This is a genomic window from Streptomyces sp. NPDC059524, from assembly GCF_042749255.1.
In the GTDB taxonomy this organism is placed as follows: Bacteria; Actinomycetota; Actinomycetes; order Streptomycetales; family Streptomycetaceae; genus Streptomyces; species Streptomyces xanthii.
On record NZ_JBHYTK010000095.1, the window covers coordinates 10,979 to 31,085 of the forward strand.

Consider the following 20,107-nt stretch of genomic DNA (forward strand, 5'->3'; position numbering starts at 1 on the left):
CCCGAAAGCCGCTGCCAACCCACATGGGCGGGTTTCACCCCCCCCCGCCTAAACCATGGGGGCACGGGGGCCGCCCCCCCCCCCCCGCCCCCGTTCTCCATCGGACGTCCACACGGTTGTCCATCCCGTCCAGCCACGGACGGGTGATCCTTCCAGGGAGGCGCATGACTGTCTCCCTCGCGCCACTACACTGCTGAATTATTCGCGTCGGGCCCACAGCGTCGTGCGTCTTCCACGCGGCCATGCACCCACCCCTCCATCGCCTGCGGCCGTCGGGACGGCCGTCCGCATTGGGACTTGTGAGGACTCACGTGAGCACTGCTGCCAACGGCAAACCCGTCGTACTCATCGCTGAAGAGCTGTCGCCCGCCACCGTCGACGCCCTGGGCCCCGACTTCGAGATCCGCACGTGCAACGGCGCGGACCGTGCCGAGCTGCTGCCGGCCATCGCCGACGTCGACGCGATCCTGGTCCGCTCCGCCACCAAGGTGGACGCCGAGGCCATCGCCGCCGCCCGCAAGCTCAAGGTCGTCGCCCGCGCCGGTGTCGGCCTGGACAACGTGGACGTGTCCGCCGCCACCAAGGCCGGCGTCATGGTCGTCAACGCCCCTACGTCCAACATCGTGACGGCCGCCGAGCTGGCCTGCGGCCTGCTCATCGCGACCGCGCGCAACATCCCGCAGGCGAACGCGGCGCTCAAGAACGGCGAGTGGAAGCGCAGCAAGTACACCGGTGTCGAGCTGGCCGAGAAGACCCTCGGTGTCGTCGGTCTCGGCCGTATCGGCGCCCTGGTCGCCCAGCGCATGAGCGCCTTCGGCATGAAGGTCGTCGCCTACGACCCGTACGTGCAGCCCGCGCGGGCCGCGCAGATGGGAGTCAAGGTCCTCTCCCTGGACGAGCTGCTCGAGGTCTCCGACTTCATCACCGTGCACCTGCCCAAGACCCCGGAGACGCTCGGTCTCATCGGTGACGAGGCGCTGCACAAGGTCAAGCCGAGCGTGCGCATCGTGAACGCGGCGCGGGGCGGGATCGTCGACGAGGAGGCGCTGTACTCGGCGCTCAAGGAGGGCCGCGTCGCGGGCGCGGGCCTGGACGTGTACGCGAAGGAGCCCTGCACGGACTCCCCGCTGTTCCAGTTCGACCAGGTCGTGTGCACCCCGCACCTGGGCGCCTCGACCGACGAGGCGCAGGAGAAGGCCGGCATCGCCGTGGCCCGCTCGGTGCGTCTGGCGCTGGCCGGCGAGCTCGTGCCCGACGCGGTGAACGTGCAGGGCGGTGTCATCGCCGAGGACGTCAAGCCGGGTCTGCCGCTCGCCGAGAAGCTCGGCCGGATCTTCACCGCGCTGGCGGGCGAGGTCGCGGCGCGTCTCGACGTCGAGGTGTACGGCGAGATCACCCAGCACGACGTGAAGGTGCTCGAACTGTCCGCGCTCAAGGGCGTGTTCGAGGATGTCGTCGACGAGACGGTGTCGTACGTGAACGCGCCGCTGTTCGCGCAGGAGCGCGGGGTCGAGGTCCGTCTGACGACCTCCTCCGAGTCGCCCGACCACCGCAACGTGGTGACGGTGCGCGGCACCCTCGGCGACGGCCAGGAGATCGCGGTCTCCGGCACGCTGGCCGGTCCGAAGCACCTCCAGAAGATCGTCGCCGTCGGCGAGTACGACGTGGACCTGGCGCTCGCCGAGCACATGGTCGTCCTGCGCTACGAGGACCGTCCGGGTGTCGTCGGCACCGTCGGCCGCGTCCTCGGTGAGGCGGGGATCAACATCGCGGGCATGCAGGTCGCCCGTGCCGACGTGGGCGGCGAGGCGCTGGCCGTCCTGACCGTCGACGACACGGTGGCCCCGGCCGTGCTGAACGAGCTGGCCTCGGAGATCGGCGCGACCTCGGCCCGCGCGGTCAACCTCTCGGAGTAGTCCCGGCAAGCCCGCAAGGGCGGCTGTCCCGTACGTGTCGCGTACGGGGCGGCCGCCCTTCGGCGTTTCCCGGGGCTTTCGCGCCCGGGTCAGCAGACCGGCTCCGCGGCGCTCTCCTGCCGCGGCTCCTGCTCCCGCTCCGGCTCCTGGCCACGGGTCCGCAGCAGGGTGAAGGCGAGGCAGGCGCCGGCGAGGAGGACGGCGATCGCCGTGTACGAGGCCCAGGCCATGCCGTCCACGAAGGCGGCGCGGGCGGCGTCGGCCAGACCGGGGACGGCGACCGCCTCGCCCAGGGTCTGCGGGGCGCCCGCCGGCAGGCCCGCCTGGAAGGCCGCGGTGCCGACCGAGCCGAGGACCGCCATGCCGAGCGCGCCGCCGAACTCCTGTCCGGTCTCCAGGAGTGAGCCCGCCGTGCCGGCTTTGTCCGCCGGGGTGGCGCTCAGGGCCAGGTCGGTGACGATCGAGGCGACCGAGACCACGCCGCACCCGAGGACGCCGGCGCCGGCGAGGACGAGGAGCAGGGAGTCGGTCCCGGCCTGCGACAACAGGGCGAACCCGGCCGCGGCGAGCAGGAATCCGCCCCCGATCACGTACCGCTTCTCGGTCTTCTGGGCGAGGGCGGCCACGGCCGGGGCGAAGCCGCCGATGACCAGCGACGGGGCGAGGGACCAGAGGGCGGCCTCGAGCGGGGCGCGGCCGAGGACCGACTGCAGGTACTGCGTGGTGAAGAACGCGGAGCCCATCATCGCGAACATGACCAGGGTGTTGAGCGCGATGCCCGTGGTGAAGGTCCGCCGGGCGAACAGGGCGCGGCTGATCATGGCGTGCGGGACGGTCCGCTGGCGATGGACGAACAGGATGCCGAAGACCAGGCCGGCCGCGAGGAACAGCAGATGGCGGGGCTCGAAGCCGTCGGCGGCGATCTTCTTCAGTCCGTAGACGGCCGGGAGCACGGTCGCCATGGACAGCGGGACGGACAGCAGGTCGAAGCGGGACGGGGCCTCGGGGTCGCGGCTCTCCGGGAGGAGCAGCGGGCCGACCACCAGGAGCAGCACCATCGCGGGCACGTTGACCAGGAAGACCGAGCCCCACCAGAAGTGCTCCAGCATCACCCCGGACATGACCGAGCCGAGGGCGATGCCGCCGGCCATCGCGCCGGACCAGATGCCGATGGCCTTGGCGCGCTGGGCCTCGTCGGTGAACAGGGAGCGGACGAGGCCGAGCGTCGAGGGCATGAGGGTCGCGCCGCCGATGCCGAGCAGCGCGCGGGCCGCGATCAAGGCCTCGGCGCTGGGTGCGTAGGCGGCGAGGACGGAGGCGGCGCCGAACGCGGCGGCCCCGATGAGGAGCAGCTTGCGGCGGCCGATGCGGTCGCCGAGCGAGCCCATGGTGAGCAGCAGACCGGCCAGTACGAAGCCGTAGATGTCGAAGATCCACAGCTGCTGGGTGGCGGTGGTGTGCAGTTCCTGGCTGATCTCGGGGATCGCGAAGTACAGGACGGAGACGTCCATCGAGACCAGGAGCAGCGGGAGCAGGAGGACGGAGAAGGCGGCCCAGGGATTGGCCGGGGAGGCTGCGGCGCGTCGCCGCGGGGTCTTGGTCGTCATGGGAAGAACGCTAGCGCCGTTCTATACGCTTGTCTATGACGAGCGTCTAAAACAGATGTCCATGACGCTTGTCTCGTACAGTTGTCGTAGACGGATGTCTAGATAGGGTGGCCGGCATGGGACACAAGGAAGATCTGCTCGACGGCGCCAAGCGCTGCCTGCGGGAGAAGGGGTTCGCGCGGACCACGGCGCGCGACATCGTCAAGGAGTCCGGGGCCAACCTCGCGTCGATCGGCTACCACTACGGCTCGAAGGACGCGCTGCTCGCGCAGGCCTACATCGCGCTGGTGGAGGACCACTCCGACGCCTTCGACGGCGCCGGCGTGCTGACCGCGCCCGACGGCTCGCTGGAGCGTTTCCAGGAAGTGTGGACGAACGTCACCGAGGCCATGGGGAAGCCCGGTTCGATCTGGCACCTGGGCATGGAGCTCGTGGTGATCGGCGACAAGATGCCGGCCGTGCGCGATTTCGTCGCGCAGGCGCAGCGCGAGGGCGGCCGGGGCGTCATCCCCATGTTCCAGGGCGGCGAGGAGCCGCCCGTCGACGACCCGAGCGTCGACACCCTGGGCAAGCTCTACATGTGTCTGATGAGCGGCCTCATCGCCCAGTACATGCTCGACCCGGACACCGCCCCGACCCCCGCAGAACTCACCGAGGGCATGCGCCGCCTGATCGCCGGGACCCGTCCGTCACAGGCGTGAGGCCTTCAGTCCCATGTGGAGGAGCAGCCGGTCCTCGCCCTCGTCGAGGTCGAGGCCGGTGAGCTGCTCCACCCGGGAGAGGCGGTAGTAGAGGGTCTGGCGGTGGATGCCGAGGGCCGCCGCCGCGCGGCCCGCCTGGCCGGCGCAGTCGAGAAAGACCTCGGCGGTGTGGGCCAGCTGGCGGTGCGCCGGGGTCAGGAGCGGAGCCAGGACCGGGTCGTGCGCCGTCTCCGCGGGCAGCGCGGTCAGCAGCCGGTACGGGCCGATCGCCGCCCACCGGGCGTCCGGGCCGAGCCGCGGATCGGCCAGCGCCGTGCGGGCCGCCGCCGTCGCCTCCTGCCAGGCCGCCGCCAGCTCCGCGAGATCCGTGCGCGGCGCGCCGATCCCGGCCGCGACCCGCGCCCCGCCGGCCCGCGCCCGCAGCTTCGCCGCCGCCGTCAGCGCCGGGGTCAGCACCTCCGAGGAACGCAGCCGCACGAGAAGGGCGAGGCACTGGCCGGTCGCACCCCAGGGGACGGTGCACAGGGCGTCGGCGGCGGGGATCGTACGGACCGACGGCGCGTCGTCCGGGTCGGCCGAGGGCCACGGCGCCACGCAGACCACCGTGTGCAGGCCGTCCGCGCGCGAGCCCAGCGCCGTACGCAGAGCCGCCACCGCCATGTCCCGCTGCCAGCCCCGCTCCGCCGTCAGCACGGAGTGGAACTCGCGCGTCAGATCGGCGCCCGCCTGCGCCTCGTCGGCCAGCTCCGCGCCGATCCGGCCGGCCACCTCCATCGCCGCGTCGAGCTGCTCCGGCGTCGGGCCCGGATCGTCGTCGAGCAGCCACACGTAGCCGAGCACGATGCCCCGGTGGCGCACGGGGAGGCAGATACGGCCGCGGTAGACCCCGGCCTCCGGGGTCGCCGGGATACGGACCGGCTCCGTCGCGCGGGCGATGCCGAAGCCCTCGAACCAGGCGCGGACGGCGGGCGTCGAGCCCCGGGTGAGGATCGAGCGGGTGCGGACCGGGTCCAGCGCCGAGGCGTCGAAGTCGCTGTCGTCGCCGCTGACCTGCGTACCGAACGCGATCAGCCGGAAGTCCCGGTTCTCTAGGGTCGCCGGGGCGCCGAGCAGCGCCGAGATCTCGTCGACCAGTTCCTGGTAATCGCCCTTCACCCCGTCATTCTCACCCACCCCGGGCGCCCCTTCATACAGATGTCTGAGGTGGCGGCCACAGATGCGTGACAGCTGTCGATGGCACAGGATCGGAGGGATCCTTAGATTTCACGGTGGTTCTCCGTGCCGTTCCTGTTTCGTCACGCTTTGCTGCGTTACGACGGAAGAGACGGTGCTTTCTCAACTCATGCTCCGTGGAGGTGCCCCGTGCTGGCTCCCTTGATCCTCGCCGCGTCGCGCAGCGACAAGATGCGTTCCTTCGTGTCGGCGGCGCCGGGCACCAAGCAGGTCGTCGACCGGTTCATCGCCGGTGAGACCGTCGACGACGTCGTGCCCGTGATCGAGGACGCCGCCGCGAAGGGCCTCGAGGTCACCCTCGACGTCGTCGGTGAGGACATCACCACCGTCGAGCAGGCCTACGCCGCCCGCGACGCCTACCTCGAGCTCATCGAGCGCCTCAAGGACCTCGGCCTCGGCACCAAGGCCGAGATGTCCGTGAAGCTGTCCATGTTCGGCCAGGCGCTGGAGGGCGGCCACGAACTGGCCCTCGCCAACGTCCGCCCGGTCGTCGAGGCCGCCGCCGCCATCGGCACCACCGTCACCCTGGACGCCGAGGACCACACCACCCTCGACTCGATGTTCGCCATCCACGAGGAGCTGCGGAAGGACTTCCCGCAGACCGGCTGCGTCATCCAGGCCTACCTCTTCCGCACCGAGGACGACGCCCGCCGCCTGGCCGCCGCCGGCAGCCGCGTCCGCATCGTCAAGGGCGCCTACAAGGAGCCCGCCGAGGTCGCGTACCAGGACAAGGCCGAGATCGACAAGGCGTACGTCCGCATCACGCGCATCCTCATGGAGGGTGACGGGTACCCGATGATCGGGTCCCACGACCCGCGTCTCATCTCCATCGCGCAGGAGCTCGCCCGGCGCGCCGGCCGCAAGCTCGACGAGTACGAGTTCCAGATGCTGTACGGCATCCGCAGCGACGAGCACCTGAGGCTCGCCGCCGAGGGCCACCGGATGCGCGTCTACACCGCGTTCGGCACCGACTGGTACGGCTACTTCATGCGCCGCCTCGCCGAGAAGCCCGCCAACCTGCTCTTCTTCGGCCGCTCGATCCTCACCAAGAACTGAGCCCGGCCCCCGCCCCACCCGGAACCTCCCGATGACTCCCCGCAACCCCCGAAGGAGAAACGGAACCATGACCCTGGACGCCGTGACCCAGGTCCCCGCCCCGGTGAACGAGCCGGTGCACGGTTACGCCCCCGGCTCCCCGGAGCGCGCCCGCCTGGAGGCCAAGCTCAAGGAGCTGGCCGACAACCCGATCGAGCTGCCCTGCACCATCGGCGGTGTGCGTCGGATGGGTGGCGGCGAGCGCTTCGACGTCGTGCAGCCGCACAACCACAAGGCCGTCATCGGCACCTACGCCAACGCCACCACGCAGGACGCCCAGGACGCGATCGACGCCGCCCTGGCCGCCGCCCCCGCCTGGCGCGCGATGGCCTTCGACGACCGCGCCGCGATCATCCTGCGCGCCGCCGAGCTGCTCTCCACGACGTGGCGCGAGACGCTGGCCGCCTCCACGATGCTCGGCCAGTCGAAGACCGCCCAGCAGGCCGAGATCGACACCCCGTGCGAGCTCGTCGACTTCTGGCGCTTCAACGTCCACTACGCCCGCAACCTGCTCGCCGAGCAGCCGCCGGCGAACTCCACCGGCGTGTGGAACCGCATGGACCACCGCCCGCTGGAGGGCTTCGTCTACGCGATCACGCCGTTCAACTTCACGGCCATCGCGGGCAACCTGCCCACCGCCCCCGCCCTCATGGGCAACGTGGTGGTCTGGAAGCCGTCCCCGACGCAGACCCACGCGGCCGTCCTCCTCCTCCAGCTCCTGGAAGAGGCGGGCCTGCCCAAGGGCGTCATCAACCTGGTGACCGGCGACGGCCTCGCCGTCTCCGAGGTGGCCCTGAACCACCGCGACCTCGCGGGCATCCACTTCACCGGCTCGACCAAGACCTTCCAGCACCTGTGGAAGACGGTCGGCACGAACATCGACAAGTACCGCACCTACCCGCGGCTCGTCGGTGAGACCGGCGGCAAGGACTTCGTCGTCGCCCACCCGAGCGCCGACCGCGCCGTCCTCAAGACGGCCCTGACCCGCGGCTCCTTCGAGTTCCAGGGCCAGAAGTGCTCCGCCACCTCGCGCGCCTACGTCCCGGCCTCCATCTGGAACTCCGGTTTCAAGGAGGAGTTCGCGGCCGAGGTCGACGGCATCAAGATGGGTGACGTCACCGACCTGTCGAACTTCATCGGTGCCCTCATCGACGAGCGTGCCTTCGCCAAGAACAAGGCCGCGATCGACCGCGCCAAGGCCGACGACTCCTGCACGATCGTCGCGGGCGGCACCTACGACGACTCCGTCGGCTACTTCGTGCGCCCGACCGTCGTCGAGTGCTCCGACCCGGCCAACGAGGTCTTCACCACCGAGTACTTCGGCCCGTTCCTCGCCGTCCACGTCTACGAGGACGACAAGTACGAGGAGATGCTGGACCAGATGGAGTCGGTGTCCGACTACGCCCTCACGGGCTCGGTCATCGCCAACGACCGCGCCGCCGCGGCGGCCACGATGGAGAAGCTCCGCTACGCCGCGGGCAACTTCTACATCAACGACAAGTCGACCGGTGCCGTCGTCGGCCAGCAGCCCTTCGGCGGCGGCCGCGCCTCCGGCACCAACGACAAGGCCGGCGCCCCGCAGAACCTGATGCGCTGGACGCTGACCCGCGCCATCAAGGAGACGCTGGTCCCGCCGACGGACTACACGTACCCGCACATGGGCTGACGCCCGGCCCCGGCCGGGCGGCCCCTCCGCCGCCCGTCCCCGGACCCCCGCCCCCGGCCGTGGACCCCACCCTGGCCGGGGGCGGTGTCGTACCGTCCTCCGGCTCCTCAGAACGAGAAGTGCTTGGCCATGGCCAGGCCGAGCGCGGCGGCCCTGCCGTACGTGTCGCGCAGCCCGGTGACGTGGGACTCGAACGCCGAACGGATCTCGTCCTCGGGCCGTCCCCACCGCTCGGCGACCGCCGCACCGCCGGCCTCCCACAACCGCTCGAACGAGCTGGACGCGAGAAAGGCGGCGGCCGCCCGTACGCCATCGGGGTCCAGTACGACGAAGGGTGGCTCGGGGCTCCCCGCCGGCGGATGCACGGGGGCGCCGCCGAAGATCACCAGCTCACCCGCCTCGTCCGGCGACGCCGCCTTGCACAGCGTGTCGATCTGGAAGAAGTCCTTGTGGATCAGGTCCTCGATCTCGTCCGTCGGGAACCCCCGGTCGTACGCCGCGGCGAACAGCTCCGCCAACGCGTCGAAGTCCTGGGGTGGTTGCTCCACGACGACCGCCTTGAGATGCATGTGAAAGCCCATGCGCGGAAGCTAGCCCCTCCCACTGACAGTGGGTTCCATGGTCCACTTCGGGCATGACCACGGAACTGACGGGGGCCGACGCGCGCCACCTCCACTGGGACGGCTGCTTCAACGTGCGGGACCTGGGAGGGCTCGGAGGTGTGGCGCGCGGGGCGCTGGTGCGGGCCGACGGGCTCGACCGGCTGAGCGCCGACGGATGGCGGGCGCTGGTGGGGCACGGGGTGCGGACCGTCGTCGACCTGCGCAACCCCGACGAGTACGGGGTCGACGCGGCCGCGCGGCCGGACGGGGTACGGACCGTGCGGGTGCCGGTCGACGGAATCGAGGACCGGGAGTTCTGGGACCGGTGGTGGGGCGGCTGGGAGTTCGGGACGCCCGTGTACTACCGGCCGTTCCTGGAGCGGTTCCCCGGGCGGATCGCGGCCGTCGCGCGGGCCGTGGCCTCGGCGGCGCCCGGGGGCGTCGCCTTCCACTGCTCCGCCGGGCGGGACCGGACCGGGATCGTGTCGATCGTGCTGCTGTCGCTGGCCGGGGCGAGCCCCGAGGAGATCGCCGCGGACTACGAGTCGAGCCTGCCGCGGGTCGCCGCCATGAATGCCGCGCGGGGCCGCGAGGACGACGGGCCGGAGCTGGCCGCGGGGCTCGCCGCAGCCGGGACCACGGCGTACGAGGCCGCGCTCGACGTGGCGCGCGGGTTCGACGCGGAAGGGTATCTGCGCGGCGCGGGACTGAGCGAGGAGGAGGTCGCGGCGCTGCGGCGGCGGATCTCGGGGGAGGGCTAGAGGCGGCTGCCGGCCGGGGCGGTCAGGCAGTTCAGGAGGCAGGTGGCCAGGTCCTCCGGGAGCAGGGGGCCCGGTCCGGGGCCGGGGGCCGGGGTGACGTAGACGTCGTCGTAGGCCGGGTCGAGCAGCGGGGTCGAACCCGTGTCGGCCTCGGGGGAGAGGGTGATCAGCTTGACGTTCTCCGTCGTCTTCGGCAGATGGCCGCGCCGCGTCAGGTACTCGGCCTCCTCGGCGGAGGGCTCCGTGCTGTTCACCGCGTAGTGGAAGCGCGTCTCGGGGTGCAGCCCCTCCTCCTCCATCCGCAGCAGGGCGTGGCGCGCGGCGAGGGCGCCCCTGCCGACGCCGCCGACCGTCAGCGGCTCGGCGCCGGCGCGGGTGCGGAGTGCGTGGCCGACGGCCTGCCGGACCGGCCCGGAGAGCTGGTCGAGGGGGCCGTCCCCGTCGGCGTAGCCGATCAGGCAGACGTCGAAGCCCCGCCCGTGCGCGTGCTCCAGGAAGGAGAACGCGGGGTGGTCGAGGCTCCGCTCCAGTGCGGTGACGTCCGTGGGGCCGGGGCCCGGCTCGGCGGCGAGAAGCAGGGGCCGGACGAGTCCGTCGTGCCCGGCCGACGGCAGCACGCGCAGGGTGCCGAGGTCGAGGGCGACGTCGTAGGGCTGGGCCGGGGCCATGCGGGGTCCTCTCGGGAAGACGAAGGCGTGCGGGGGGCGCTCACGGTGATCCGGGCGCCCCCTTGATCGTCTCGTGCGCCCGCACCGGACCTGATCACGACGGCGTGCGTGGCCGAAACGCGTCGGTGCTTCGCGGTGGTCAGGACGTCGGAACCGGCCTCTTCTCGCCCACGGTTGGCGCGATCACGTTCGTCCGTTCGGGTGTCGGCGCTCCCGCGACGCCCCTACGACCAGCCCCTCACGATCATCGTCAGGCCCGCCGCGAACCCGCCGCCGAGCAGCACGAGGTACGTCCCGTAACGGCGCCGGTGCCGGTGCGCGAGGAAGCCGAACGCGCCGAAGGCGAGGCCGACCGCGAGCGTCCGGGTGCCCCGGGCGCGGGCCGCCGCCGCGAGGAAGTCGCCGGGCGGCACGTCCGCGCGCCCCGCTTCCTTCGCGTACACCTTGAACGGGACGCCGTTCCAGGGCTGGTGGCGTACGGCGCTCGCTCCCTCCACGGCGAGTTCGTGCCGTACCTCGGCGCGCATCCGGTCCGTCGTCAGCGGTGCGGGCAACTCGACGCCGGACGCGGCCAGTTGGAGCGCGAGCACGCCGCCGGCGAGGCTGCCCGCGAGGGCGGCCAGGGACAGCTTCAGGGCCCGGCGCGGCACGGCGACGCAGACCGCGCCGAGCAGCAGCTCCGGCATCAGCGGCCAGCTCAGCGCCTCCGCGAGGGCCCACGCGAAGGCGAGCGCCAGGCCGTGCCGCGACCCCGCGACCCGGGCGATCCGCTTGCGGACGGGGGAGTCGGCGAGCGGTTCGGCGACCGTACGGTCGTGCAGCGCGGCCACCGCGTCGCGGGCCGCCTCCGGAGTCGTGGACGGCGCCAGCGGCTCGCCGATCCGGACCCGGACCAGCGCCGGGCGCAGCCGGCCGTGCTTCGGCAGCAGCCGCCCGGTCCCGGCGATGCCCACCGGCACGACGGGCACGCCCGCGTGCTCGGCCAGCACGAGGGCGCCCTTGTGGAACGCGCCGAGCGCCCCGTCCCGGCCCCGCGTCCCCTCGGGGAACAGCACGACCGCGCCGCCCGCCCGCAGTGCGGGCACGTGCGCGAGCAGATCGTCCATGCCGCCGCCGGAGCGCCGCACCGGGAACCCGGCCGCGAGCCGCCGGCAGATCCGGGCCCGGTACCGCGAGGCGAACCAGTAGTCGGCCGCCGCGCCGATCGCGGGGGAGTGCCGGGCGTCGAGCGCGGCGAGCAGCGCGGCCGTGTCGGCGTGCGAGGTGTGATTGGCGACGACGACGCACCCGCCGCGCGGCAGCCGCCCGCGCGTCTCGACGCCCCCGGTGAGCGTGAGCACCCCACGCCACAGCCCCCGCCGCAGCCGCGCGGCGAACCCGCCAGGAGCGCGGAGCCCCGCGCGAGCGCCGCCGCGCCCCTGCCCGACCGCGCCCGATGCGGTGGCCCGCACGCCGGGCGCGGCCCCGGCCCGTTCGTCGTTCCCGTTCATCCCGCGACCCCCGTCGCCGTCACGATCCGCGGCGCCGGACGCCGCCGCGGTGGTCCGTACGCGCTCGGCGCCGGTCACAGTGCCACCCCCGTCACCATCACGAACAACAGAGCGAACAGGAGGGAGTCGACGCGGTCCAAGAGGCCGCCGAAGCCGGGGAGCCAGGTGCCCGCGTCCTTCACGCCCGCCTCGCGCTTGACCATCGACTCGACCAGATCGCCGAGCACCGCGCCCGCGAGGACCGCCGCCCAGAGGAGGACGGAGAAGGCGCCGAGCGCGGCCAGGGCGGCGGCCGTCGCCGCGGCCGCGCCCACCACGCCCGCCCACGTCTTGTTGGGGGAGAGCGCCGACAACGGACGGGCGAGCGGTCCGACACGGCCCAGCGCCGTGCCCCCGCACCACGCCCCGACGTCCCCGAACGCGACCGCGATGCCCACCGCGAGCGCCGTACCCGGACTCAGCAGGACGAGGCCCGCGAGGGCCACCGGGATCCAGACGAGCCCGAAGAGCGTGCGGCTCGCCCGGGTGAACCCGGTGGCGGCGTCCCCCTTCAGCACCGCCACCGCCACCGCCGCGAGCAGCAGCACCCCCGCCAGACGCAGCGCGTCCGCCCCCGGCGCCGCCCACGCGAGCGCGGGGAGCGCCACCGCCGCCACCCCGAGCACGCCCCGCTCACCGCGCCCGAGCCCGGCCATCCGCGCGTACTCCGCGACCGCGACGACCCCCAGCCCGGCCGCCAGCGCGAACGCCCCGCCCCGCCCCAGGAACAGCGCCCCCAGGAACAACGGCGCGGCCAGCGCCCAGGTCCGCCAGCGGCGCCGCAGCTCGGCCCGCATCCGGACCCGCGCGGGCAGCGCGGCGACGGCCACGCCCCCGGCCCCGAGCACCCCGCCGACGACCGGAAGGGCCCGCGCCGCCACCTCGCCGGCGAGGAACGCGACGCTCATCGCCCGGCCTCCGCCGCGCCCAGCTCCCGCCACAGCCACCGCAGCCGGACCAGCGCCGTGACGGCCGAACCCGCCGCCAGGACCGCGAGCACCGGCACGTACCAGCCGGACGCCGCCGCGATCACGACCAGCAGACAGCGCTCCGTCTTGCCGACCGGCCCGCCGTTGCGGCGCGGGGCGCCCGCCGCGGCCCCCGCGAGCGCCACCCAGGACGGCAGCGTCGCCGCGAGAGCGGCCGTCGCGACCAGCCACAGCGGGGCCACCGCCAGGAAACCGGCGAGCACCGCGAGGTCCGCGGCCCGGTCGCCGAGCTCGTTGAGCAGGGCTCCGCGCCGCGTCGTACGGCCCGTGTCACGGGCCAGCGCGCCGTCCAGGTTGGCGAACGCGAGCCGCGCCGCCAGCAGCAGCGCCACCGGCAGCGCCGCGAGCGGCGCCGGCAGCAGCGCGAGAGCCGCGCCCGCCACACCGCCGCTCAGCACACCGGCCCAGGTCAGCGTGTCCGGCGAGACGCCGCGCGCGGCGCAGCCGGCCCGCACACCGGCGAGCCGGGCCGCGTACCAGGGCTTCAGGGAGTAGAGGCCGTTCATGACGTCGACTCTGCCGCCGGGCCCGCGCGCCCGGATCGGCCCGAGTACTCACCTCGTACTCAACCCACCGCCCTGAGTACCGCGTTCTCCCGCCCCGGACGCACCCCGCGCCCCGGCCGCCTCACTCCGCGCGGCGGACGATGATCTTCCCGAGGTTCTCGCCGCGCAGCATGCCGAGGAACGCGTCGACGATCCGCTCGAACCCGTCGACCACCGTCTCGTCGAGCCCCATCCGGCCGCTCTGCAGATGCGGCACCGCGAACGCGTACAACTCCTCCTGCGCGTCCCGGTGGTCGGCCACGAGGAACCCCTCGATGCGCAGGCTCTTCTCCACCACGTCGGCGTGGTCGAACGCGACCGGCGCCGGCCGCCCCGCCGTGTCGTACTGCCCGACCGTGCCGATCCGCACGACCCGCCCGCGCCTGCGCAGCGCGCCGATCGCGGCGCCGAGGTGCTCCCCGCCCACGTTGTCGACGAACAGGTCGATGCCGGCCGGCGCCGCCTTGGCCAGCTGGTCCGCGACCGGGCCGCCCGTACGGTAGTTGAAGACCTCGTCGTAGCCGGCGTGCTCGGTCAGGTACGCCGCCTTCGCGTCCGAGCCCGCGCTGCCCACGATCCGCCCGGCCCCCATCAGACGGGCGAGCCGGCCCGTCGCGGTGCCGACCCCGCCCGCCGCCGCGGACACGAACACGTCCTGCCCCGGCCGCAGTTCCGCGATCCGCGTCAGCCCGACGTACGCGGTCAGGCCGGTGCCGCCGAGGATGCTCAGGTGCGCGGAGAGCGGCACCCCCGCGAAGTCCGGCACCGGCGTCGCCTCCTCGGGGCGGACGACCGAGTGCGTGCGCCAGCCCTTGCGGTGGAAGACGATCGCGCCCTCGACCAGCCCCGGCGCGCGCGACGCGAGCACCCGGCCGAGCGTCCGGCCCTCCAGCGGCGTGTTCAGCTCGAACGAGCCGTACGGGTTCTCGTCCATCATTTCCCGGTGGTACGGGTCCACCGACCAGTAGAGGTTCTCCACGACGGCGGTGCCGGGCTCCGGGGCGGGCACGGGCGACTCGACGAAGCGGAAGTGGCCGGGGCGGGCGGGGCCGTTCGGACGGGCGATCTGCTGCACGGTGAGTGCGGTCTCGGTCATGCCGTGACCGTAGGAGAGGAATGCGCCCGCCGGGCAGGGGGTTGGGCTCATACATCGGCAGGTTCCATGAGCGGCTCTCATGGAACCGCATGAATGCCGCGGCACGGAAGAACAGGTGAACCCGTACGTGACCCGGTCCCGCGACCTCGCCCCCCACGAACTCCGCGTCCTCGTGGCCGTCGCCGACGAGGGCGGCTTCGGCGCCGCCGCGGCCACGCTCGGCCTCACCCAGTCCGCCGTCTCCCACTCGGTGCGCGGCAGCGAGGGCAAGCTCGGCGCGGTCCTCTTCGAGCGCGGCCGCGGTGGCGCCCGCACGACCGAGGCCGGCGCCCGCGTCGTCGGCCACGCCCGCCGCGTCCTGCGCCTGCTCGCGCTCATGGCCGAAGAGGCGCGCACCGGGCCCGGCGAGATCCGCGGCCCGCTGCGCATCGCCGCCTTCCGCAGCGCGGCCCTGCACCTGCTGCCGCCCGCCCTCACGGCGCTCGCGGCCAGGCACCCGGACCTCGAACCGGAGGTCCGTGTCGTACGGGACATCGGCGCGGGCACGGCCGGCGAGGTCGCTGAGGGCCGCGCCGACCTGGCCATCGCCACCCTAGGCGGCAGCGCCGCGCTGCCCGCCGGGCTGGTGTCCGGCGCGCTCGTCGAGGAGCGGTACGCCCTCGTCCACCCGGCGGCCCACCCCGAACCGCGCACGCTGCCGCTCGTCGACTGGACGGAGAACTGCGGCTCGTACACCCGCGACTGGTGGGCGGCCCAGGACTGGATCCCGCGCGCCACGGTCCGCGCGGAGGACGACGGCACGGTGCTCTCCATGGTCGGCACCGGGCTCGGCATGGCGATCATGCCGGAGCTCGCGCTGCGCGGAGGGGTCCCGGACGGGGTGCGGATCACCGACCTCGGACCGGACCGTCCGGTGCGCTCCGTGGGCTACGTCACCACCGCCGAACTGGCCGGGACCGGGCCGGTACGGGCGTTGATCCGTGAGCTCAGAGTGCTCTCGCGGGACAGGTGAGGCGCCGCCCGTCTCAGATAGTAGGAAGTCCGAGTAATTGTGGAGACAGAAACGGAGTCCTGTCCTAGCTTTGTAGAAGCCGAACGTCTCGCTTACCTGGCGAGGGCGGTAGAGAGCCGGAGCACCGGATCAGGCAACCCCTGACGCTCCCGTTCCCCGCCCCTTCCGGCGCCTCGAAATCCAATCCCCCTTGTTCCGTGGATTCTCAAGGAGTCGATCCCTCATGGCCACTGCGACGCCCGTCCGCCGCCGAGTCCGCCACGTCTCTCCGTCGACCGAAGCCGACCGCCAGACCGCCAAGATCGCCGCCGCCGCTCTCCAGCGCGCCCTCGACCGTCGTGACAACGGCGGCGAGACGGGGCACTGAGCCCCCGCGCCTCATCAGCAGCCCTGGCACCTCGTCAGGAAGAGCCGCGTCTCACCTCGAAGCTGTCGATGCGCCTGCCGTCCGTGGCCAGCGCCGCGACCTTCATCCGGCCCCGCGTCACCTCCACCGCGAGGAACGAGTAGCCGGTGTAGCGCACCCGGGACCAGCCCACGGTCTCGGGTGAGGGCTCACGCGACCTGGTCCAGTGGAAGGTCGTGACCGCGTCGCGGTCCCGCACCCGGCCTTCGTGACTGTCCGGGACGCCGGGCCCGAAACCGTAGAGGTCCTTGCCGGCGCCGCCCGCGGTGACGTACACGATGCCGTCGCGCGTCGGATCCGTCGACGTGCCGACCGGCACCGGCTTGCCGACCTCGCCGCCCCTGAGGGCGTCGGTGCGCTCGTAGACGTGGTTGTGCCCGTTGATCACCAGGTCGACCCGGTGTTTGTCGAACAGCGGCACCCACGCGTCGCGGACCCCGCCGTCCGAGGCGTGCCGCGACGTCGAGTAGGCGCAGTGGTGGAAGAACACCACGACGAACTCCACGTCCGCGCGCGCCCGCAGCTCCCTCAGCCGCCGGTCGAGCCAGGCCGTCTGCTTCCCGTCCGTGCAGCCCCGGTTGGCCGGGATCTCGTACGAGACGTCGTTCGCGTCCAGGGCGACCACGCCCACGTTCCCGTACACGAACGAGTAGACGCCGGGCGCCTCGCGCGGGTCCGGGCCGTTGTCCGGCAGCGTCCAGCGGGCGCTCTGCCCGCCGTAGCCGTTCGGCGAGTACCAGGCCTCCATGTCGTGGTTGCCGGTCGTCACCATCCACGGCACCGACTTCGCGACGGTCTCCGTCTGCGCGAGGAACTGGTCCCACACGCGCGCGTCGTACGTGTCCGTCTCCTTGCCGTGCCCGGTGTCGTCCGCGTAGCAGAGGTCGCCCGCGTGCAGGTGGAACGCCGGATCCTGGCCCAGGATCAGCTGGTCGTTGCCGAGCGCGTCGTAGCCGACGCCCTGGTCGCCGAAGGCCGTGAAGACGAACGGGGCCGGGGTCGCGGGCGCCGTGCGGAAGGTGCCGAGGGTGCCCAGGCGCTCCGCCGACGCCGGGTCGAACCCGTCGTGGCCGACGCCGTAGTAGTACGTCGTGCCGGGGCGCAGCCCGTCGAGCGCCGCGTGCAGATACAACTGCTCCACCGCAGGGAGCTTCTTCGAGAGGGCCGGCGTGTGCAGCGCCCGCACCTCCGCCTCGATGCGGTGGCTCAGCTCCCACGGCCTGAGGCCCACCCGCACGAACGGCCGCCGCACCGCGAACGGCACCTGCCAGGAGATCCGCATCTGCGTGCGCGGATCGGCGCCGAACGCGAGATGCCGGCCGAACGGGGCCACCAGCGCCCCGTCGACCCGTACCGCGGCGGCGGCCGGGCGGGGCGCCGCGAGCGCCGGACCCGTCGCACCGTCACCGAGCAGCACCGCGCCGGAGGCCGCGGCCGCCGCCCCGGCGAGCACGCGCCGCCTGCCCAGCCGCTCGCGCAGATACGCGTGCTGCTCCGGCATGCTCATCCGGCGCGCGAGCGGCTCGGGGATGCCGACGTCGGGAGTGTCCATACGGGTGAACTTCCCAGCGGCACCCCACGCCTGACGGACCCCTGGGTGAACAGCGGACGACCGGTGGGTGCCGGGTCGCGGAGGGGGTCGCTCCAGTCTTCCGGGGCTGTCCGCATCGTGGACAGGGCGTGTCATTCCATGGGACCCGGAGTACGGTCGGACCATGTCTCGCAGCATCAATCTCGCAGTGATCCCCGGTGACGGCATCGGCCAGGAGGTCGTGGCCCAGGGACTCAAGGTCCTCTCCGCCGTCCTCCCGCAGGATGTGAAGCTGGAGACCGAGGAGTACGACTTCGGCGCCAAGCGCTACCACGCGACCGGTGAGACCCTCACCGAGGCCGACCTCGACTCCCTCAAGAAGCACGACGCCATCCTGCTCGGCGCCATCGGCGACCCGAGCGTGCCGTCCGGCGTCCTGGAGCGCGGCTTCCTGCTCAAGCTCCGCTTCGCCTTCGACCACCACGTGAACCTGCGCCCGTCGAAGCTGCTCCCCGGCGTCTCCACCCCGCTCGCGGGCCAGCCGGAGATCGACTTCGTCGTCGTCCGCGAGGGCACCGAGGGCCCGTACACGGGCAACGGCGGCACGATCCGCAAGGGCACCGAGCACGAGGTCGCCACCGAGGTCTCCGTCAACACCGCCTTCGGTGTCGAGCGCGTGGTCCGGGACGCCTTCGCCCGCGCCCAGGCCCGCCCCCGCAAGAAGCTCACGCTGGTCCACAAGAACAACGTGCTGACCTTCGCGGGCCACCTGTGGACGAACGTCTTCAACAAGGTGGCGCAGGAGTTCCCCGAGGTCACCACCGACTACATCCACGTCGACGCCGCGACGATCTACCTCGTCACCGACCCGGCCCGCTTCGACGTGATCGTCACCGATAACCTCTTCGGCGACATCATCACCGACCTCGCCGCGGCCGTCTCCGGCGGCATCGGCGTCGCGGCCTCCGGGAACATCAACCCGAGCCGCGAGTTCCCGTCCATGTTCGAGCCCGTCCACGGCTCGGCCCCGGACATCGCCGGCCAGGGCAAGGCCGACCCCACGGCCACCGTCCTGTCCGTCGCGCTCCTCCTGCGTCACCTCGGCTACGAGTCCGAGGCCGAGCGCATCGAGACCGCCGTCTCCGCCGACCTCGGCGAGCGCGGCGACTCCGTTCGCTCCACCGAGCAGATCGGCGACGCGCTCGCCGCGCGAGTAGCCGGCTGACCCGGCGCTCCACCACGTAAGAGAAGCGGCCCGGGGGCCGTCCGCGCCCCGCCGCGGGGCGGTTACCGGCCCCCGGGGGGCCCAAACGCCCCCGGCCCCGCCCCCCCCCCCCCCCCCCGCCCCCCGACCAGCACACCCCTCCGCGCGCGATAATCGAACGCGGGCCGCGGTGTACGTGAATGCTCGGACGTCCTAGTACAAGCAGTGCAGGCGTGAGCGCGGTCCGTCACAACCAACGGTGAAGGACACGCATCATGACGACGCCCACGATCGAGCTCAAGCCCTCCTCGACCCCGCTGTCCGCCGCGGAGCGCGAGGCGATCCTGGCCAACCCGGGATTCGGCCGCCACTTCACCGACCACATGGTCACCATCAAGTGGACCGAGGGTCGCGGCTGGCACGACGGGCAGCTCGTGCCCTACGGCCCGCTCTCCCTCGACCCCGCGACGAACGTCCTGCACTACGCCCAGGAGATCTTCGAGGGCCTCAAGGCCTACCGCCAGCCCGACGGCACCGTCGCCACGTTCCGCCCCGACATGAACGCCAAGCGCTTCCAGCACTCCGCCTGGCGCCTCGGCATGCCGGAGCTGCCCGTCGAGACCTTCGTCGAGGCCTGCGACGCGCTCGTCCAGCAGGACCGTGACTGGGTCCCGGCGCACGGCGGCGAGGAGTCCCTCTACCTGCGCCCGTTCATGATCGCGACCGAGGTCGGGCTCGGCGTGAAGCCGGGCAACGAGTACCTGTTCATCGTCATCGCCTCGCCCGCCGGCGCGTACTTCTCCGGCGGCGTCAAGCCCGTCTCCATCTGGCTCTCCGAGGACCGCGTCCGCGCCGTCCCCGGCGGCGTCGGCGACGCCAAGACCGGCGGCAACTACGCGGCGTCCCTGCTCGCGCAGGCCGAGGCCGCGGCCAAGGGCTGCGACCAGGTCGCCTACCTCGACGCCGTCGAGCACAAGTGGGTCGAGGAGCTGGGCGGCATGAACCTGTACTTCGTGTACGGCAACAAGATCGTCACTCCCACCCTGACCGGCTCGCTGCTCGCCGGTGTCACCCGCGACTCCCTGCTCCAGGTCGCCCGCGACCTCGGCTACGAGTCGGAGGAGGGCCGCGTCTCGATCGACCAGTGGCAGGCCGACACCGAGTCCGGCGCCCTCACCGAGGTCTTCGCGTGCGGTACGGCCGCGGTCATCACGCCGGTCGGCACGGTGAAGCGGGCCAGTGCCGAGTGGACGCAGTCCGGTGGTGAGGCGGGCGAGGTCACGATGCGGCTCCGTGAGGCGCTGCTGGACATCCAGCGCGGCAAGACGGCGGACCAGCACGGCTGGATGCACAAGCTGGGCTGACCCGTCCGTTCCGACTCCGGGCCGTACCTCCCGTCACGGGGGGTGCGGCCCTTCGTCGTACCCGGTCTGCCGGCCGGTGGGGGCTGATCGCGCAGTTCCCCGCGCCCCTGAAATGCAGGCGCTGCGCGCCGCATTTCCCCGATCAAGGTGCGGGGTGCCTTTCATCTGGGGAAGGCGCGGCG

At 72.9% G+C, this 20,107-nt stretch carries 18 protein-coding genes; 9 read left to right on the forward strand and 9 right to left on the reverse strand.

Annotated features, from left to right (window positions below; all coding sequences use genetic code 11):
* Nucleotides 1–311 precede the first annotated feature (311 nt).
* Complete coding sequence (gene serA / locus ACFW9D_RS24480) at nucleotides 312–1,916, forward strand: phosphoglycerate dehydrogenase (RefSeq protein WP_188336711.1); 1,605 nt, start codon at nucleotides 312–314, stop codon at nucleotides 1,914–1,916.
* Between the two features lie 89 nt (nucleotides 1,917–2,005).
* Here the strand turns inward: serA and ACFW9D_RS24485 are convergent, their stop codons facing one another.
* Nucleotides 2,006–3,523 (reverse strand): MFS transporter, encoded by a 1,518-nt coding sequence (locus ACFW9D_RS24485; protein ID WP_384624774.1) that lies wholly within the window; start codon nucleotides 3,521–3,523, stop codon nucleotides 2,006–2,008.
* Between the two features lie 116 nt (nucleotides 3,524–3,639).
* On the opposite strand from ACFW9D_RS24485, the gene ACFW9D_RS24490 reads away from it, so the two are divergent.
* Entirely contained in the window at nucleotides 3,640–4,224 is a 585-nt protein-coding gene (locus ACFW9D_RS24490) for a TetR/AcrR family transcriptional regulator (protein WP_384624777.1), read from the forward strand.
* Here ACFW9D_RS24490 and ACFW9D_RS24495 read toward each other — a convergent pair.
* Nucleotides 4,213–5,397 carry a PucR family transcriptional regulator gene (locus ACFW9D_RS24495; RefSeq protein WP_384624780.1) on the reverse strand — a complete coding sequence of 395 codons (1,185 nt, stop codon included), beginning with the start codon at nucleotides 5,395–5,397 and terminating at the stop codon, nucleotides 4,213–4,215. The two genes, ACFW9D_RS24490 and ACFW9D_RS24495, sit on opposite strands and share 12 nt — an antisense overlap.
* A gap of 189 nt (nucleotides 5,398–5,586) precedes the next feature.
* Here ACFW9D_RS24495 and ACFW9D_RS24500 point away from each other — a divergent pair, with 189 nt between their 5' ends.
* Both ACFW9D_RS24500 and pruA read left to right on the forward strand, forming a co-directional pair.
* Entirely contained in the window at nucleotides 5,587–6,513 is a 927-nt protein-coding gene (locus ACFW9D_RS24500) for a proline dehydrogenase family protein (RefSeq protein WP_188336708.1), read from the forward strand.
* A gap of 73 nt (nucleotides 6,514–6,586) precedes the next feature.
* On the forward strand, nucleotides 6,587–8,218 hold the full coding sequence (gene pruA / locus ACFW9D_RS24505) for an L-glutamate gamma-semialdehyde dehydrogenase (protein WP_188341289.1): 1,632 nt from the start codon (nucleotides 6,587–6,589) through the stop codon (nucleotides 8,216–8,218).
* A 107-nt stretch (nucleotides 8,219–8,325) separates the two neighbouring features.
* Here the strand turns inward: pruA and ACFW9D_RS24510 are convergent, their stop codons facing one another.
* Entirely contained in the window at nucleotides 8,326–8,799 is a 474-nt protein-coding gene (locus ACFW9D_RS24510; RefSeq protein WP_384624783.1) for a hypothetical protein, read from the reverse strand.
* A gap of 53 nt (nucleotides 8,800–8,852) precedes the next feature.
* On the opposite strand from ACFW9D_RS24510, the gene ACFW9D_RS24515 reads away from it, so the two are divergent.
* Complete coding sequence (locus tag ACFW9D_RS24515; RefSeq protein WP_384624787.1) at nucleotides 8,853–9,581, forward strand: tyrosine-protein phosphatase; 729 nt, start codon at nucleotides 8,853–8,855, stop codon at nucleotides 9,579–9,581.
* On the opposite strand, the gene ACFW9D_RS24520 is transcribed toward ACFW9D_RS24515, so the two are convergent.
* The 5 genes from ACFW9D_RS24520 to ACFW9D_RS24540 form a co-directional block, all read right to left on the reverse strand.
* Entirely contained in the window at nucleotides 9,578–10,249 is a 672-nt protein-coding gene (locus ACFW9D_RS24520) for a hypothetical protein (protein WP_384624789.1), read from the reverse strand. The genes ACFW9D_RS24515 and ACFW9D_RS24520 overlap by 4 nt on opposite strands.
* Before the next feature lie 224 nt (nucleotides 10,250–10,473).
* On the reverse strand, nucleotides 10,474–11,817 hold the full coding sequence (locus tag ACFW9D_RS24525; RefSeq protein WP_384624792.1) for a lysophospholipid acyltransferase family protein: 1,344 nt from the start codon (nucleotides 11,815–11,817) through the stop codon (nucleotides 10,474–10,476).
* Nucleotides 11,814–12,686: a phosphatidate cytidylyltransferase gene (locus ACFW9D_RS24530; protein WP_384624795.1), complete on the reverse strand. Its 873-nt coding sequence runs from the start codon at nucleotides 12,684–12,686 to the stop codon at nucleotides 11,814–11,816. Before ACFW9D_RS24530 ends, ACFW9D_RS24525 begins: the two co-directional genes overlap by 4 nt.
* Nucleotides 12,683–13,273: a CDP-alcohol phosphatidyltransferase family protein gene (locus ACFW9D_RS24535; RefSeq protein WP_384624798.1), complete on the reverse strand. Its 591-nt coding sequence runs from the start codon at nucleotides 13,271–13,273 to the stop codon at nucleotides 12,683–12,685. Before ACFW9D_RS24535 ends, ACFW9D_RS24530 begins: the two co-directional genes overlap by 4 nt.
* A 121-nt stretch (nucleotides 13,274–13,394) precedes the next feature.
* Nucleotides 13,395–14,408 (reverse strand): zinc-binding dehydrogenase, encoded by a 1,014-nt coding sequence (locus ACFW9D_RS24540; protein WP_384624801.1) that lies wholly within the window; start codon nucleotides 14,406–14,408, stop codon nucleotides 13,395–13,397.
* 79 nt (nucleotides 14,409–14,487) lie between these two features.
* On the opposite strand from ACFW9D_RS24540, the gene ACFW9D_RS24545 reads away from it, so the two are divergent.
* Together ACFW9D_RS24545 and ACFW9D_RS24550 are read left to right on the forward strand one after the other, a co-directional pair.
* Complete coding sequence (locus ACFW9D_RS24545; protein WP_384624804.1) at nucleotides 14,488–15,420, forward strand: LysR family transcriptional regulator; 933 nt, start codon at nucleotides 14,488–14,490, stop codon at nucleotides 15,418–15,420.
* Nucleotides 15,421–15,643: 223 nt separating this feature from the next.
* A complete protein-coding gene (locus tag ACFW9D_RS24550; protein WP_188336700.1) occupies nucleotides 15,644–15,787 on the forward strand; it encodes a hypothetical protein in 144 nt (47 codons plus the stop codon).
* A 34-nt stretch (nucleotides 15,788–15,821) separates the two neighbouring features.
* Here the strand turns inward: ACFW9D_RS24550 and ACFW9D_RS24555 are convergent, their stop codons facing one another.
* Nucleotides 15,822–17,378 carry a purple acid phosphatase family protein gene (locus tag ACFW9D_RS24555; protein WP_384624807.1) on the reverse strand — a complete coding sequence of 519 codons (1,557 nt, stop codon included), beginning with the start codon at nucleotides 17,376–17,378 and terminating at the stop codon, nucleotides 15,822–15,824.
* Between the two features lie 163 nt (nucleotides 17,379–17,541).
* On the opposite strand from ACFW9D_RS24555, the gene ACFW9D_RS24560 reads away from it, so the two are divergent.
* Both ACFW9D_RS24560 and ACFW9D_RS24565 read left to right on the forward strand, forming a co-directional pair.
* On the forward strand, nucleotides 17,542–18,582 hold the full coding sequence (locus tag ACFW9D_RS24560) for a 3-isopropylmalate dehydrogenase (protein ID WP_188336698.1): 1,041 nt from the start codon (nucleotides 17,542–17,544) through the stop codon (nucleotides 18,580–18,582).
* 254 nt (nucleotides 18,583–18,836) lie between these two features.
* Entirely contained in the window at nucleotides 18,837–19,925 is a 1,089-nt protein-coding gene (locus tag ACFW9D_RS24565; RefSeq protein WP_188336697.1) for a branched-chain amino acid aminotransferase, read from the forward strand.
* The last annotated feature ends 182 nt before the right edge of the window (nucleotides 19,926–20,107 follow it).

Bases quoted from the DNA above. Each gene is read 5' to 3' on its own strand.
- ACFW9D_RS24490 (WP_384624777.1), top strand. From the start codon at position 3,640: ATGGGACACAAGGAAGATCTGCTCGACGGCGCCAAGCGCTGCCTGCGG.
- ACFW9D_RS24545 (WP_384624804.1), top strand. From the start codon at position 14,488: ATGGAACCGCATGAATGCCGCGGCACGGAAGAACAGGTGAACCCGTAC.
- ACFW9D_RS24565 (WP_188336697.1), top strand. From the start codon at position 18,837: ATGACGACGCCCACGATCGAGCTCAAGCCCTCCTCGACCCCGCTGTCC.
- ACFW9D_RS24540 (WP_384624801.1), bottom strand. From the start codon at position 14,408: ATGACCGAGACCGCACTCACCGTGCAGCAGATCGCCCGTCCGAACGGC.
- ACFW9D_RS24535 (WP_384624798.1), bottom strand. From the start codon at position 13,273: ATGAACGGCCTCTACTCCCTGAAGCCCTGGTACGCGGCCCGGCTCGCC.
- ACFW9D_RS24515 (WP_384624787.1), top strand. From the start codon at position 8,853: ATGACCACGGAACTGACGGGGGCCGACGCGCGCCACCTCCACTGGGAC.
- ACFW9D_RS24555 (WP_384624807.1), bottom strand. From the start codon at position 17,378: ATGGACACTCCCGACGTCGGCATCCCCGAGCCGCTCGCGCGCCGGATG.
- ACFW9D_RS24560 (WP_188336698.1), top strand. From the start codon at position 17,542: ATGTCTCGCAGCATCAATCTCGCAGTGATCCCCGGTGACGGCATCGGC.
- ACFW9D_RS24550 (WP_188336700.1), top strand. From the start codon at position 15,644: ATGGCCACTGCGACGCCCGTCCGCCGCCGAGTCCGCCACGTCTCTCCG.
- ACFW9D_RS24485 (WP_384624774.1), bottom strand. From the start codon at position 3,523: ATGACGACCAAGACCCCGCGGCGACGCGCCGCAGCCTCCCCGGCCAAT.
- ACFW9D_RS24520 (WP_384624789.1), bottom strand. From the start codon at position 10,249: ATGGCCCCGGCCCAGCCCTACGACGTCGCCCTCGACCTCGGCACCCTG.
- ACFW9D_RS24530 (WP_384624795.1), bottom strand. From the start codon at position 12,686: ATGAGCGTCGCGTTCCTCGCCGGCGAGGTGGCGGCGCGGGCCCTTCCG.
- ACFW9D_RS24510 (WP_384624783.1), bottom strand. From the start codon at position 8,799: ATGGGCTTTCACATGCATCTCAAGGCGGTCGTCGTGGAGCAACCACCC.